The organism is Kribbella sp. CA-294648, assembly GCF_050943845.1.
Classification (GTDB): Bacteria; Actinomycetota; Actinomycetes; order Propionibacteriales; family Kribbellaceae; genus Kribbella.
Genome location: NZ_CP191981.1, coordinates 4,837,981 through 4,852,761 on the forward strand (window position 1 = coordinate 4,837,981; position 14,781 = coordinate 4,852,761).

A 14,781-nucleotide genomic window follows, 5' to 3' on the forward strand; every position below is an offset into this window, starting at 1 on the left:
GGCGCACTGGCTTGGGGTAATCAGTGATCTGTTGCGCGAACCGCTCACCACGATGCCTACTGTCGCGGTGATGGCGGAGTTGCGGTCGACGTTCGACATTGCCGCCGTAACCTGGCAGTGGCGCACCCCGATCAGCCAAGCCGGCTTCGAGATCGACCGGCCCGAGGTGTTCGCTCACGTCAGCAGCGATCAGCGTGCCGAGTGGTCAACGCCGGCATTCGTGAGGCGGCATCCGCTGGTGCGCTGGTACGAGGTGGTCCAGGACCCGAAGGCACAGACAACGGGCCGCGTGCCACGATCACTTGTCTCACCGCAGGACCGGCGTATCGCACTCAGCATTCTTCGACCACTCGAAGGAGACCAGCAACTATCTCTGCCGTATGTCCTCGGCCCGACCGAGCATCTCGCTTTCGTCCTGGCACGTGGCCAGAAGGACTTCTCTGACGACGACCTCGAGGTCGCGCGCCGACTACAGCCCGCGCTGGTGGCGCTGCATCGCCAGAGCCAAGCCCTGGCGAGTGCGGGGCGATCAGCGGCGCGGACGGCGAAGGAGGTTGGGCTCACCGGTCGCGAGTTCGCGGTACTCCGGCTGCTGGCCGAGGGCCACACGGCCTTGGGAATCGCTCATCGCCTCACGATGTCCCAGCGAACCGTTCATAAGCATCTCGAGCACATCTATCCCAAACTCGGCGTCCACGACCGACTGACCGCCGTACGCGTCGCATCCGCCCTCGGCGTCCTATCCCATCCGACGGCGGGGTACATCGATCTCGTGCTTCGGTAACGAGGCCACGCAGGTCTCGTCCGGACTACGCACATCTACGTATGTCCACCGGAAGGCGGAACCGCTGACGGTCAGAGCGGATGCCACCGCTCCACGAGGTCCGGCCCACGAGGACACGATGCCTAGTCAAGGATGGATCGCGATTGACCAGGAGGCTCCTCGTGAGGTGAAGGAACGGGCGAATGAGCATGCTCTCAAGCCCGTAGCCGAACCACGGGTCGGTGTTGGCATCGCACGCGAAGGCACAGCGCCGCACCGGGCTGGTTGCGATCGGCGACTCACTGACTCACGGTTTCCAGAGTGGGCCGTCTTCAATACCGACCTCTCGTTCCGACAGTGCGCCGGCCGGGTAGGCCGATAACGCCAACCCGCACCGAGTCTGACAACCTCGAGGAGCTCACCCAACCGATACGCAGACGCCGCGATCCCCGTCGCCCCACTTGAGGCGGGCACGAAGGCTCCACCGCGAACCAACCGGCCAGCAACCAGATCGCGCCGGCGGCCAGCGCCGCACGCAACTCACGGAGCCCCGCGAGCAACGAGGTCAGCGTGACACCCGCCAGTCCATGTCGGCCCTCCCCTAAGGGAGTCAGCACCCAAACCCGCACCACGTCGAGATCGTGATCTAAACGGCGATTGACACCTACTCCATGCGGCGGTCTACTGCGACAAGGGGGTAGAACTTGAGATCGAGTTCAAGCGTTTCAATTGAGTATTGGGGGGAGAATGATCGTTCAATGGTGCATCAAGGGCCTGGCGTTGAGCAGCGACACCGAGGCCAAACGGATCATCGACAGCCAGCAAGGACTGGCCTGTAATTGGTGGCGAACCGTCGGTACCATCAGTCCTGCAGCGGTCCGGGCGAAACTGTCCGTGCAGAATCTTGATTTGCACGTGAATCATTTCCAGACCATCGACCCGGCCACCGGCCAGCCGTTCTCACAGAATTCCCCCTTCATATCCCTGTCGGCGGGCACGGTCGAGCGCGACGTCATCGCAATGACCAACCATGTCCGTCGCGCCAGAAGAACTGCACTGTGGTTCGGCACGGAGTTTGGCCGGCAGACGATGGCATATCTGTACACCTGCTGGGTTGTCGTGGCACCGAGACAGGCCGTTGAAATCGAAGGCATTGCTGAGGAGGTCCGTGACCTCAACACCTATCGTCGCTACTCGGCATTTCAGACCGAGGGTGAGATCGCGGCCAAGGTCGTGGTGCCCGATAATCACATCCAGTCATGCGAGAAATGGGAGGTGCTACCGCACGTCAGGAAGCTCACTCACGCGTGGACACACACCAATCCTCGCTTCACACCCCCGGAGCGGCTCACGAATGTCCGGGAGTTGATCTAGATGGCGGCCAGGGTGTTGCAGGAGATGGGCCTTGACGACAAGCAGGTCGCTTCTGCGGCCGGCTTCCTGGAGCTGTACGCCGAGACCACCGTGGCAGAACTCGAGGCGCTTCCCTTGATCGAGCCCGATTCGACAGCGATAGATGCCGGACCTCCGCTGGCGAAGGACCCTGCCTTCACGCTGGCTGCGGACGCTGCGAGTGCATTCCGCGAAGCGGCGCAGTGGATGCTGTATCTCGATCCAGCCCATGCCGGACAGTTACTGGCGCGGTCCGGCTACCTCTTCCACAGCATGGGCCTCCCGTACGGCATGTACCTTTTGGTCGTCGCCGGAAACTGGATCGACGACCCGCCGTTCGACGCCTTCGCACAAGCAATCAAGAATGTTCGTCAGACCGTGGAGGGCAATCGGATCGGCGACGCTTCGCCCTTTCTCCAGTACCCGCAGCAGCAGGCCTACCTGCTCTTGGCCAGCGGCGGCAGCCCGCTGATCGGGGGCGAGTTCCGCCGCGACCTCACGGCGATCCTCGAGTCGTCGCCGCACCGCGATGGCACCGTCGCCGTCGGCGCGATGGGAACCCCAATACGTCGCCTGTGGGACATCGCCCTGCATCTCGTCATGGCGGGCGACGATGCCCATGGCCAGATTCGGCTCCATTTCACAGCCATGTGCGGACGCTACGCCGAAACAATGGCACTTGCTCAGAGCAATCAGTACCTCTGGGAAGGCGCGGCAGCGCCAGTAGATGTCGGCGACATGGACCTGACCGGTATCGCAGCTCTTACTGCTCGCAGGCTGGGTACCGAGACGCTTTACGAGATCATCCAGGAACTTCAGGAGTTGCCAGAGTTTGGTCCCATCGCCGTGGCACCGCTGCGAGCCGGACTGGCCTTGGTGGATCCAGCTCGTGCCAGAATCGACGGAGAGTGGTGACAGAGATGGACACGAATCTGGTCACCCTGATCATCGGCCTAGTCGTTGTGTTCGGCATCGTGACCCTTCTCTTCCGCGTCCAAAAGCTCGGTGGGCGTGGTGAAGCAACGATCTCCGTTGCCCAGCTCTTCACAGCAAGTGTCAAGCTCGAAGCAGAGAAGGCCGACCGTGCGAAGGCAACCGAAGCGCTCCGCAAGGCCGTCGAGCAGCGAGGCGAGCCCGCCGAGCAGGTAACAGTTCCGGACGACAACAGTTCGTCAGGATTCGCGAGGATCCTCTGGGTTGACGACCACCCGGACAACAACCTTTTCGAGACCGTCGCGCTTGAGAGTCTCGGCCGCTTTGTCACGCAGGCGACCTCCACCGAGGCGGGTCTCAGGTATCTTTCACAGTTGCCCTACGCACTCGCCATTACCGACCTCGGCCGTCACGGTGATGCCGGGGCCGGCGTCGACTTCATTCGCCAGGCAAAACAAACCGACCACACGCTCCCCATCATCGTCTACACACTGAACGCACAGCGTGTGCGCGAGGAGGTCATCGCAGCAGGTGCTGCCGCCGTGGTCGACCGCCCGGACGAGCTCCTTCGGCAGGTTGCCAAGCAGCTCGCCGCCAATCGGTCGGTACATTCGGGCATGTTCCTTCGTGAGGGATGAGGGTGGAGGCACTTTCAGCACGGATGCCGGGCATAGCCCGAGACGGCCCCATCACACTCGTACGTCGAGGGTTATGCGTGTGGTTAAGGTGCGTGTTGCTCCTCGGACACACCAACGCGAGCAGCTGGAGCCCCAGCAGCTCGCGTTTCGTGCTTTCTACCCCCACGCGGCCCTACGCCGCTCGCTCCTACGCCGCTCGCTCCTACGTCGCTCTCCGCTCCGGGCCGCTCCCGCCCACCCTTCTGCGACTACCGCTCCTCCGTCGCGCGGGTGCCCAAGGCGCGCGCCGCCTGTGGTGACTGTCCTCGAACCCAACAACCAGGATCTCGGCCATAGGCAGCATTCTCAACGTCGCCGCCCGGGCCAGGCACCCTTGGTCGCGTCCGCCAAATCCGGCTGGAAACCTCTGCCCCAACGCGGCGCCAGGATCTTCCTTGCCCTGAGCACATACAAGAATTGCAGTCTCATCAAGATTCCGAGGACCGAAGATCTCGTTTAGTCCTCGGCTAACCGGCCCTCGCGAAGACAGACAGTCGGCGGATGTCCGAACTCCTCCTTCGTCCTGGCACGAGCGTCCGCGCATGGTTCTCGATCTCCGGATCGACGGTCAGCCGACCGAGCGGGAACTCCTGGATATCCACGGGCTCCTAGTCATCGAGGTGGAGCAGCGGGCGGGCGTCCGCTCGGTTGGCTGTGCGCCCGCCCGCTGGTCGGTGCAGGCGCCTCGGCGTCGGGATCCGAGACTCCTGCTTGCTGAGGCGAGGCCGGCATCGCGCGACGCTCAGTCCGTGCCAGGGGTCGGATGCCGGTCCCGCCGGTATTGGGATGGAGCCGCAAAACCTCCGGCAGGTGCACAGCGCAGCCGGCGACCGGGCAGGCCCGCGATACGAAGGGGGGTGCAACGCGGCCTGGCAAGGGCAAGTCCGTTGTTCATACCGTCGAGTCATGGACAACCGACGCAACATCGGCGGACCGGCGGACTTGACGCAAACGGCTGGGCGGACGCGACAGCGTGTACGCACCTTGGTCGGCGTCGCGTATCTGACCGTCCTGCTCACCGGCTGCTTCGGGCAGCCCGACACCGGCGACCGTGCTGCTGCGGGCGCGCATGCCCCGAGTACCCAGTCATCGCACGTGGGGATGTGGGTCACGGCCGACGGCTACGTCCGCCAGGAGCTGCTCGCCGACGGCCGCTATGACGAGGCCCGCGGCGACCGGGAGAGCGCCTACACAGGCTCCTACCGGGTGTCGGGCAGCCAGATTGATTACGTCGACGACACGGGATTCACCGCAGACGGCAGGTTCGACGGGGACATCCTGCACCACGGCGGGTACGTCTTCTTTCGAGAAGGCAGCCAAGCCCATCGCCGGGCGACCGAAAGCCGATGACCTGAGTGACGTGGGACCCAGGCGTAGAGATTCGCTGCGTCCGTCCTGCGTTGGGTAATCGAGTCGCCGACGAAGAATTCGACCAGCGCGTCAATCTCGTGGTCCTCTGGCCTGCGCACTCGCTGCCGGTGTGGCCGCGTGACGTTGTTCTTGAACCATCTGGCGGCGCCGGTGTTCTTCAGTACTTGGCTGCCGCCCCTTCCGAGGCCGCCGAGGGCGAGGGTGGTGCCGGCGCCCAGGCGAATTCTTTGCCTGCGTCGGACCAGCTGTAGTCCTCGCCCCAGATGAGGGAGTTCAGATAGCCGCCGGCGGCGTTGCCTGCACCGCACCGGCGGCCATCCCCCAGATGCCGCCTGGGGCAGCCAGTCCGGCGCCCAGCCCGGCCATGCCGCCTTGGAGGCCACCTTGGGCTGCGCCCTTGAGGGTGTCGCCCCAGTCACCGCCGCTGTCCTGGCAGGCGCTGATGCCACCGGAGATTCCCCTGTAATTCCTCCAACAACAGCACCGATGCCACCGCAGACCCAGCACGCGCCGGAGGGGTCGGTGTACGTGAGGGGGTTGTTGTAGCCGTAGGAGTAGTTCTGCATGAAGCCATCGCGAGGTGACGCCACGACCGGGTCCGGGCCGGTGAAGCGGCCCTGGGCTACGTCGTAGTCGCGGAGGCGTTTGTCTTGGTGTCTTGGTACTGGTTGTGGAAGCGCAGTGGGTTGGTTGCCATGGCGCCGGTGGGCATCGTGACGCTGGCACCGAAGGGGTCCCACGTGGCGGTGCCGTCGGTGACGTCTTGGCCTTGGCCAAGTTGCCTGTGGCGTCTATCCAGAGAAGAACAACCAGCGGCACAGGCAGCTTCTCTACCGCAGCCAAACAAAGCCCGGCGGATGCACGCGATGACGGCCAACGGCGAGTGCCCGTTGGGGTGTCAGCCAGACGTGACATGCTGCCTTGGTGAGTCTGTGTCTGCACCGTGCCGAGCGAACAGACGTGCTCGCAGACGGGCTGGGAGACCTGCTCGCCTCGCCCCTTGGCGACCCATTCGCCGAAGAGCTCGTCGTAGTGCCTGCCAAGGGTGTTGAACGCTGGCTCTCTCAGCGTCTTGCGCATCGATTGGGTGCCGCGCCGGGGCGTGGTGACGGGGTGTGTGCCGGAGTGCGGTTCACCACGCCACGCTCGCTGGTCTCTACGGTCTTGGGGCTCGGCGATGACGATCCCTGGGCCGCTGACGCTATGGCTTGGCCATTGCTGGCCGTCCTCGACGACTCTGTCGACGATGCCTGGTGTGAGCCTGTTGCCCGGCACCTCGGCCATTTCGACACGGGCGCCGAGGCCGAGTTGCGTCGGGGCCGCCGGTACGCCGTTGCCGCGCGGCTGGCGCGGCTCTTCGCGTCGTACGCCGTACAGCGGCCAGCCCTCCTCGCCGACTGGAGCGAAGGTCGCGACACCGACGGCCGCGGCGAGGCGATCGACGATGATCTGGCCTGGCAGCCGGAGCTCTGGCGACGACTGGTCGATCGCATAGGCGCACCAACGCCGAACACCCGCCACTGCGACACGCTCGCCCAGCTTCGCGATCGGCCAGAGTCTCTCGACCTGCCCGCTCGACTCTCGCTGTTCGGGCACACCCGGCTCCCGGTCACCGAGGTCGAGTTGCTCTCCGCGCTGGCCGGGCACCGCGACGTACACCTCTGGCTCCCCCACCCCAGCAACGCCCTTTGGGAACGCCTGAAAACAGCTCGTCCTGCCGCAGGCGACCGCGCGTCCGACACCAGCCACCAAGAGGCCGAGCACCCGCTCCTGGCGACACTCGGGCGCGACAGTCGTGAACTGCAGTTGACCCTCGCTATCGCGCCCACCACCGATGGCCACATTTCATCTCCAACAGGACCCGACACGCTTCTCGGTTGGCTGCAGGACGACCTGCGCAGCAACACCCTCACGCCCGACGGCCGCCGCCTAGCCACCGGCGACCGCAGCGTTCAGGTCCACGCTTGCCACGGCACCGCTCGCCAGGTCGACGTACTGCGCGAGGTCCTACTTGGCATGCTGCAAGCGGACCACACGCTGGAACCCCGCGACATCCTCGTCATGTGCCCCGACATCGAAACGTACGCGCCGCTGATCAGCGCTCGATTCGGCCTCGGAGACCTCCGGAATAACGGCCACCCGGCGCATCGGTTGCGAGTACAGCTGGCCGACCGCTCGCTCACCCAGACCAATCCCCTGCTCGGGGTCGCATCCCAGCTACTCGGGATCGCTGGCAGCAGAGCGACCGCCAGTCAGCTGCTCGACCTCGCCCAGACCGAGCCGGTACGTCGTCGTTTCCGGTTCACCGATGACGACCTGGACACCATCACGGCCTGGGTCCGGGAGTCGGGCATCCGATGGGCCTTCGACCAGGACCATCGCGAACCGTACGGCCTGGCCGACTATCCGCAGAACACCTGGCGCTTCGGCCTCGACCGAATCCTCGCCGGTGTGACGATGTCAGCCGACGCACACGCGTGGATCAACACTACCTTGCCACTCGACGACGTCGGCAGTACCCGGATCGAGCTGGCGGGCCGGTTCGCGGAGTACGTCGATCGGTTGCAGGCGGCAACCAAACGACTCGAGGGCACGCGTCCGCTCGCGGACTGGCTCGACGCAGTGCGCGCAGGCATCGATCAGCTGACCCGGGTAGTCCCTGACGACAACTGGCAGATCAGCCAGGTCCACCGCGAGTTCGCCGAGGTAGCCGCCGACGCCGGCCAACTGGCGCAGACATCACTGAGGCTCCCCGATATCCGGGCCCTCTTGTCCAGTCATCTGGCCGGCCGGCCGAGCCGCGCCAGCTTCCGGACCGGCACGCTGACCGTTTGCACGATGGTGCCGATGCGGTCGGTCCCCCACCGCGTGGTCTGTCTACTGGGACTCGATGACGGCGTCTTCCCGCGGTTCGGCCTGACCGACGGGGACGACGTACTGGCAAGGACCCCGATCACAGGCGAGCGCGACATCCGCAGCGAGGACCGCCAGCTTCTGCTGGACGCGATTCTCGCCGCCACCGAGTCCTTGGTGATCACCTACACCGGCGCCAACGAGTACTCCGGACAACGGCGGCCGCCCGCAGTGCCCCTGGGCGAACTCCTCGACGTCCTTGACCGCACCACCGAATCGAGCGTCCGGGAATCCGTCCTGGTCAAGCACCCGCTACAGCCCTTCGACCGGAAGAACCTCGAACCCGGCCGGCTCGGCACTCCAGGACCTTTCACGTTCGACCCGACCGCGCTGGTCGCGGCTCGGGCCGCCGCGGGAACCCGGCCACCACGGCCGGAGTTTCTGGCCGGGCAACTGGCAGTGGCGAGCGACGAGGACATCGCGTTGGCCGACCTCCTGAGGTTCTTCCGTCATCCCGTGAAGGGCTACTTCCGGGCACTCGACCTGACCCTGCCATGGGAGGTCGACGGCGTCTCGGACGAGATGCCGGTGGAGATCGACAACCTCCAGAAGTGGTCGGTCGGCGACCGACTGCTCCGCGACATGCTCGCAGGGGTCAATCCGAACGACGCCCTGCAAGCAGAGTGGCGACGAGGAACACTGCCACCCGGGCGGCTCGGCTGGCGGACCGCAACCGATCTCCGCGACGAAGCCAAGCAGTTGGCGATCGCTGCCCATCAGCACCGACTGACGAGCCCGAGAGCCTTCGACCTGGACGTCGATCTCGGCGGCGGCCGACGGCTCACCGGCACCGTGCCGAGCGTCCACGGCCACCGCTTGGTGTCGGTCGGATTCTCCAGGCTCGACGCAAGACAGTTGGTGTCATCATGGATCCAACTGCTCGCCCTGTCCGCCCACGACGAGGATCACAACTGGACAGCTCTGGCCATAGGGCGGGGACGGAACGGCCCGGCGAGGCGGCTCCTCGGCCCGGTCGGGCCGGAAGCCCGTGCTTTGCTTGCCGACCTGGCCGCCGTCTACGACGCCGGTCGCCGGGAGCCGCTTCCACTTCCGCTCAAGACCTCGCTCGCATGGCACGAGGCACGCCGCACCGGCGACGACCCGGCGATGGCTGCCGGCCGACGCTGGCGCCCGAGCGCGTACGACGGTGAGAACGCCGACCCCGCGCACGTTCGGGTCTGGGGTCCGTACACCCGGCTCGAAGTGTTGCTGGACCCGACGCGTCCCGATGAGGAACGCCCAGGCGAACCGACCCGGCTCGGCGCCTATGCCGCCCGCCTCTGGGAACCGATGCTCCGCTTCGAGCAGGCGGCGACGTGATAGAACCCCTTCGATCTGCTTGGAGAACTGCCGACCGGAACCATCGTCCTGGAGGCGAGTGCCGGCACTGGCAAGACCTATGCGTTGGCCGGGCTCGTCACCCGCTTCGTGGCGGAGGGGCGAGCGAGGCTCGATCAGATGCTGCTGATCACCTTCGGCCGCGCGGCCAGCCAGGAACTCCGCGAACGCGTCCGCACTCAACTGCTGGACGCCGAACTCGCCCTGGCTGATCCCACCGACTTGCGGGACGACCCGGGCCTACTCGGCCACCTGGTCAACTGCAGCACCGAGGAAATCGCCTTGCGGCGCTCACGTCTTCGCGACGCGCTGGCCAACTTCGACGCGGCTACCATCGCCACCACGCACCAGTTCTGCCAGCTCGTACTGCGCTCGCTCGGTGTCGCCGGCGACACCGATGCCGGCGTCACTCTGGTCGACGACTTGAGGGAGCTCGTCACCGAGGTGGTTGACGACCTCTACCTCAATCTCTTTGGGAGTTCCCCGCACCAGCCGCCCATCACCCGCGGCACCGCACTCGAGATCGCGCTGAAAGCGGTCAGCAATCCTCACACCCGACTGGTTCCGGACGTATACGCCGAAGCGTCGGCAGAGGGAGCCCGGGTCGAGTTCGCGCGCGCCGTACTGGCCGAGATGGAACGCCGCAAACGCCGCCTGGGCATTCTCGGCTACGACGATTTGCTCACCCGCCTCGCCACCGCGCTCGAGGATCCTGACGCACCGGCCCGACGACAGATGCAGCGCCGGTGGTCGGTGGTCATGGTCGACGAGTTCCAGGACACCGATCCGGTGCAATGGAAGGTCATCGACGCCGCGTTCAACGGCCACAGCACCCTGGTCCTGATCGGCGACCCCAAACAAGCCATCTATGCGTTCCGCGGCGGGGACATCGCGACGTACCTAACGGCCGCGGCGACCGCCGGGCAACGCCGCACCCTCGACACCAACTGGCGTAGTGACCAGCCGCTGGTCGACTGTCTCCAGGTTGTCCTGGGCGGCGCCCAACTCGGCGACCCTGGCATCGTTGTTCACCCGGTCGCCGCTCACCATCAAGGCAGCCGGCTCGCCGGAGCGCCGTCCGACGCGCCGTTCCGGCTCCGCGTCGCGCGCAGGGAGCTGTTCGGTTCGGCCAAGCGCAAGAGCATTCCGATGGACGACCTGCGGGAGTACATCGCTCGCGATCTGGCCGCCGATATCGGCGGGCTGCTGGCTGCCGGCCCAACGTACGACGGCCAACCGCTCCGCGCCGGTGACGTCGCGGTGATCGTCGAAACGCACAAGGACGCGCGGGTCTGCCGGGAGGAACTGGCCCGGGTCGGCATTCCTGCCGTCTATTCCGGCGACCTCGACATCTTCGCGTCGGAGGCGGCCAAGGACTGGCTGTGCCTGCTCGAGGCGTTCGAGCAGCCGCATCGCTCCGGTCTCGTCAGGGCCGCGGCGACCACGATGTTTTTCGGGGAGACGGCGGCGAGCCTGCAGGCCGGCGGCGAGGAACTCACTGACCGCACCGGCCAGACGCTACGAGCTTGGGCGGACCGGCTGCGAACCAACGGCGTAGCGGCTGTTTTCGAGGCGGCGCAGGTCAACGGCATGACCGAGCGTGTACTCGCCTGGCGCGGCGGCGAGCGCGACATGACCGACCTCGCGCACCTGGCTGAGCTGCTCCACGAGACCGCGCACCGCGAAGGTTTCGGACTGCCCGCCCTGCTCGACTGGTTGCGCGAGGAGTGCAGCGGCAGTGGACGCACCACCGAGCGAACCCGCCGACTCGACAGCGACGCCGCAGCCGTACAGATCATGACGGTGTGGGTCAGCAAGGGCCTGCAGTACCCCGTCGTCTACCTGCCGTTCGGTTTCACACGTCACGTTGTGAAGGACGCCGAACTACTGGTCTTCCACCAGACGGCGAACGGTGCCTCGACCTCGGTGGCAAGAGGCATCGTGGCCATCGGGCCAACCAGCAACTCTGGCGGGCCGAGGAGGCCGGCGACGACATCCGTCTCACCTACGTCGCACTGACCCGGGCTCAGTCCCAGGTCGTGGCTTGGTGGGCGCCGTCCTGGGACGAGATCAACGGCGGGATCTCGCGCCTGCTGCGGGGCCGCAAGCAAGGTGAGGCAGTCGTGCCCGACACCCTGGACAGGCCCTCGTCCGACGACGAGGTACTGATCTGGCTCAGGCGTTGGCAGCAGGCCGGAGGTCCGGTGGTCGAGGACTCGGTCATCGCCGAGCAGATCGAGCCTGTTCACGAGGAGCTGCCCGGTGGGTTGTCGGTCTGCAGCTTCACCCGCGAGGTCGACCTCACCTGGCGCCGCACGTCGTACTCCGGATTGATCCGTGCGGCGGATCAGCAGGTAGGCGGTGTCTCCAGCGAACACGAAGAGAGCCAACTCGAGGACGAGTCCGTCGATCCGGCACCGATGGTGGCTGAGGCCGCGCTCGCCGATGCGCTCCCGTCGCCGATGGATGGGCTGCCGGCCGGAGCCACATTCGGGTCGTTGGTCCACGCGGTTCTCGAAGACGCCGATCCACTGGCGCCAGACCTGCACGCCGAATTGGTCGGACGAGTCCGCGAGCAGTTGCGATTCTGGCGGGTCGACGTGACAGCCGATGCATTGGCCACCGCGTTGTTGCCGTTGCACAGAACGCCACTCGGGCCGCTCGCTCCCGGGCTGACCCTCGGCGAACTGGGCCACGTCGACCGGCTCCGCGAACTCGACTTCGAGATCCCGCTGGCCGGAGGTGACCAGGCGTCGGCGACCGACGTTCGGCTGGCCCACGTAGCGCCACTTTTGCGCACTCACCTGCCGGCAGACGATCCGCTCCTCGCTTATGCCGACCGGCTCGAACAGCCCCTGCTCGGCCAGCAGAGCTTGCGGGGCTACCTCTCCGGTTCGATCGACGTCGTGCTGCGTATTCCGCACGGCGAGAGCCACCGCTTCGTGGTGGTCGATTACAAAACCAACCGGCTTGGCGACCCGGAACAGCCCGATACGTCCGCGGAGTACGGCCCGGCTGAGCTGGGCGCAGCGATGCTGCACTCCGACTATCCGTTGCAGGCGATGCTCTACGCGGTGGTGCTGCACCGATACCTCCGTTGGCGGCTGCCGGGCTACGACCCCGAGGTACATCTCGGCGGAGTGATCTACCTCTACCTCCGCGGGATGTGTGGACCGAAGACACCTCTCGTGGACGGGCACCCGGCAGGGGTGTTCAGCTGGCCCATGCCGACGGCACTCGTGCTGGCGTTGTCCGAACTGCTCGACGGGAGCGCGCCATGACCACCACCGTAGACGAGTTCGACTCGACCCTTGCCCTGGGCGCGACCGGGATCCTACGCCACTTCAACCGGGCCGGCGTAATCCTCGCCGCCGACGTCCACGTGGCCGCTCGACTCACCACTCTTCTTGCTGAAGGCAACCAATTGGTGGCGCTCGCCTGTGCGCTGACGGCGCGGGCCGTGCGTGCGGGATCCATCTGCCTCGACCTGACCGAGGTCCGCGACGAGGTCGGGGAAGACGGCGCCGAACTGACCTGGCCCGACCCGGAGGAATGGCTGGTGGCGCTCAGGGCCAGTCCCCTGCTCGAGGCCCCGCACGCCCTCCATCTGGAGGACACTCGCCTGTACTTCGATCGCTACTGGCGAGAGGAGGGGCAAGTCGAGGAGGACCTTCGCCGACGCGCGGGCCGTCCCTCGCCTGCGATCGCCGACGAAGGCGCTTTGCTCGCGGGGCTTGACCGGCTCTTCCCGGGTACGGCGTACATCGAGCAGCGGACCGCGGCTGAAACGGCCGCCCGGCAATGGACGACGGTTCTGACGGGTGGCCCTGGTACCGGCAAGACCACCACCGTCGCCGGTCTGCTGGCCCTGCTCGCGGAGCAGGCGCAACTCGCCGGAGATCGCCGCCCGTGGATCGCATTGACAGCGCCGACCGGCAAGGCGGCCGGTCGCCTCGAGGAAGCAGTACGGCGCGAGATGAAGGAGCGCCTCGATCCGGACGACAGGGACCGGCTCGGCGAATTCCACGCCGTAACCCTGCACATGCTGCTCGGCGGTCGCCCCGATTCGTCGACCCGGTTCCGCCATGACCGGGACAACCGACTGCCACATGACATCGTCGTCGTCGACGAGACCTCGATGGTCTCGCTGACGATGATGGCGCGCCTCCTTGAGGCGGTCCGGCCCGAGACGCGGCTGATCCTGGTCGGCGACCCTGACCAACTGGCCTCGATCGAAGCAGGGGCGGTACTCGCCGACCTTGTCGCGGGACTGGTCGCCGGCGGCCACATCGAAGCAGCCGAACTGCGTACTTCCCATCGCTTCGGAGGTGAGATCGGGAAGCTGGCGTTGGCGGTCCGCGACGACCAGCCGGAGGTGGTTCTCGACGTACTGCGGGACGGCGGAGACCAGGTGCATTTCGTCGAGGACGCCGATCCCCGTGAAAGCCCCCGATCCACGCTACTGCCCGATGTGTTGGCAATCCGGGAAGCCGCCGAGGCGGGTGACACCGACACCGCCTTGGCCGCGCTCGACCGCCACCGCCTTCTCTGCGCCCACCGTGAAGGCCCATGGGGCGTCAGCCAGTGGAACCGGACCGTCGAGCGCTGGATCACCGAAGAAACCGAAGACCCGCTGTGGGACACCTGGTACGTCGGCCGACCGGTCCTGGTGACCGCCAACGATTACGCCCTAGGCATCTACAACGGAGACGTCGGCGTAACCATCCGCCGCCCTGACGGCTCCCTCCGAGTCTGCATCAACAGCTCCCGCGGCCGCCTCGACTTCGCCCCCAGCCGGCTCGGCAACATCGAAACCCTGCACGCCATGACCATCCACAAAGCCCAAGGCAGCCAAGCCGCTGAAGTCACCGTCCTAATGCCAGGCGAAGAATCCCGCCTCCTGACCCGCGAACTTTTCTACACAGCGATCACCCGCGCTCAGGAGCGCGTACGCGTAGTCGGCACCGAGACCGCCGTACGCCTGGCCCTGAGCCGCAGAGCCCTCCGCGCAACAGGTCTCCGCCAACGGCTAATCGGCAGCAGTTGACGGGCGATCCTGCGCCGCCCACACTTCCAAAGTCTCGCCAAGCGCGCCTAGACTCCCGAAATGGTGAGCGGGAAGTTGGACGAAGCAGACTGGCCAACCGTCCCGGGCTGGATGTGGCTGGAGGAGTGCGGCGGGCCAGACGGAGCTACAGTCCCGTTCTTGCAGCTTTCGTATGCCCGGGGCGCAGATGCAATCGACTTGCCGTTGCCCTCCAGTCCTGCGCTACTGCTGCTCTGGTGGGAATTGGCGCAGACGTTCTCCAGCCCGGAGAAGAGCCCGGATGGGTGCCGGCCTGGGTATGGACAGAGCAAACCGCCCGCAAGCCATTCGCGTGGGCGGCTTTGGAC

Annotated in this window: 9 protein-coding genes and 1 pseudogene; 9 read left to right on the forward strand and 1 reads right to left on the reverse strand. The window is 66.3% G+C overall.

Annotation, left to right across the window (positions count from 1 at the left end; all coding sequences use genetic code 11):
- The first annotated feature begins 70 nt into the window (after nucleotides 1-70).
- From ACQPYM_RS22955 to ACQPYM_RS22975, 5 genes are all read left to right on the forward strand, one after another.
- Nucleotides 71-784, forward strand: coding sequence for a response regulator transcription factor (locus tag ACQPYM_RS22955; protein WP_433003271.1), 714 nt, complete (start codon nucleotides 71-73; stop codon nucleotides 782-784).
- A 726-nt stretch (nucleotides 785-1,510) separates the two neighbouring features.
- Complete coding sequence (locus ACQPYM_RS22960; protein WP_433003274.1) at nucleotides 1,511-2,137, forward strand: hypothetical protein; 627 nt, start codon at nucleotides 1,511-1,513, stop codon at nucleotides 2,135-2,137.
- Complete coding sequence (locus tag ACQPYM_RS22965) at nucleotides 2,138-3,070, forward strand: hypothetical protein (protein ID WP_433003277.1); 933 nt, start codon at nucleotides 2,138-2,140, stop codon at nucleotides 3,068-3,070.
- 5 nt (nucleotides 3,071-3,075) lie between these two features.
- Nucleotides 3,076-3,726 carry a response regulator gene (locus tag ACQPYM_RS22970; protein ID WP_433003280.1) on the forward strand — a complete coding sequence of 217 codons (651 nt, stop codon included), beginning with the start codon at nucleotides 3,076-3,078 and terminating at the stop codon, nucleotides 3,724-3,726.
- A 945-nt stretch (nucleotides 3,727-4,671) separates the two neighbouring features.
- Complete coding sequence (locus tag ACQPYM_RS22975; protein ID WP_433003283.1) at nucleotides 4,672-5,115, forward strand: Atu4866 domain-containing protein; 444 nt, start codon at nucleotides 4,672-4,674, stop codon at nucleotides 5,113-5,115.
- A gap of 590 nt (nucleotides 5,116-5,705) precedes the next feature.
- Here ACQPYM_RS22975 and ACQPYM_RS22980 read toward each other — a convergent pair.
- A pseudogene (locus ACQPYM_RS22980) lies at nucleotides 5,706-5,876 on the reverse strand (hypothetical protein); the annotation flags it as partial.
- Between the two features lie 184 nt (nucleotides 5,877-6,060).
- On the opposite strand from ACQPYM_RS22980, the gene recC reads away from it, so the two are divergent.
- From recC to recD, 4 genes are all read left to right on the forward strand, one after another.
- Entirely contained in the window at nucleotides 6,061-9,369 is a 3,309-nt protein-coding gene (recC, locus tag ACQPYM_RS22985; RefSeq protein WP_433003286.1) for an exodeoxyribonuclease V subunit gamma, read from the forward strand.
- Between the two features lie 84 nt (nucleotides 9,370-9,453).
- The gene (locus ACQPYM_RS22990) at nucleotides 9,454-11,406 is read left to right on the forward strand and encodes a UvrD-helicase domain-containing protein (protein ID WP_433003289.1); all 1,953 of its coding nucleotides are present in this window, start codon (nucleotides 9,454-9,456) and stop codon (nucleotides 11,404-11,406) included.
- A gap of 20 nt (nucleotides 11,407-11,426) precedes the next feature.
- A complete protein-coding gene (locus tag ACQPYM_RS22995) occupies nucleotides 11,427-12,668 on the forward strand; it encodes a PD-(D/E)XK nuclease family protein (RefSeq protein ID WP_433003292.1) in 1,242 nt (413 codons plus the stop codon).
- Nucleotides 12,665-14,434 (forward strand): exodeoxyribonuclease V subunit alpha, encoded by a 1,770-nt coding sequence (gene recD / locus ACQPYM_RS23000; RefSeq protein ID WP_433003295.1) that lies wholly within the window; start codon nucleotides 12,665-12,667, stop codon nucleotides 14,432-14,434. Before ACQPYM_RS22995 ends, recD begins: the two co-directional genes overlap by 4 nt.
- Nucleotides 14,435-14,781 lie beyond the last annotated feature (347 nt).

Excerpts from the sequence above, each read along its gene's own strand:
- ACQPYM_RS22955 (WP_433003271.1), top strand. The coding sequence starts at position 71 with ATGGCGGAGTTGCGGTCGACGTTCGACATTGCCGCCGTAACCTGGCAG.
- ACQPYM_RS22960 (WP_433003274.1), top strand. The coding sequence starts at position 1,511 with ATGATCGTTCAATGGTGCATCAAGGGCCTGGCGTTGAGCAGCGACACC.
- ACQPYM_RS22965 (WP_433003277.1), top strand. The coding sequence starts at position 2,138 with ATGGCGGCCAGGGTGTTGCAGGAGATGGGCCTTGACGACAAGCAGGTC.
- ACQPYM_RS22970 (WP_433003280.1), top strand. The coding sequence starts at position 3,076 with ATGGACACGAATCTGGTCACCCTGATCATCGGCCTAGTCGTTGTGTTC.
- ACQPYM_RS22975 (WP_433003283.1), top strand. The coding sequence starts at position 4,672 with ATGGACAACCGACGCAACATCGGCGGACCGGCGGACTTGACGCAAACG.
- recD (WP_433003295.1), top strand. The coding sequence starts at position 12,665 with ATGACCACCACCGTAGACGAGTTCGACTCGACCCTTGCCCTGGGCGCG.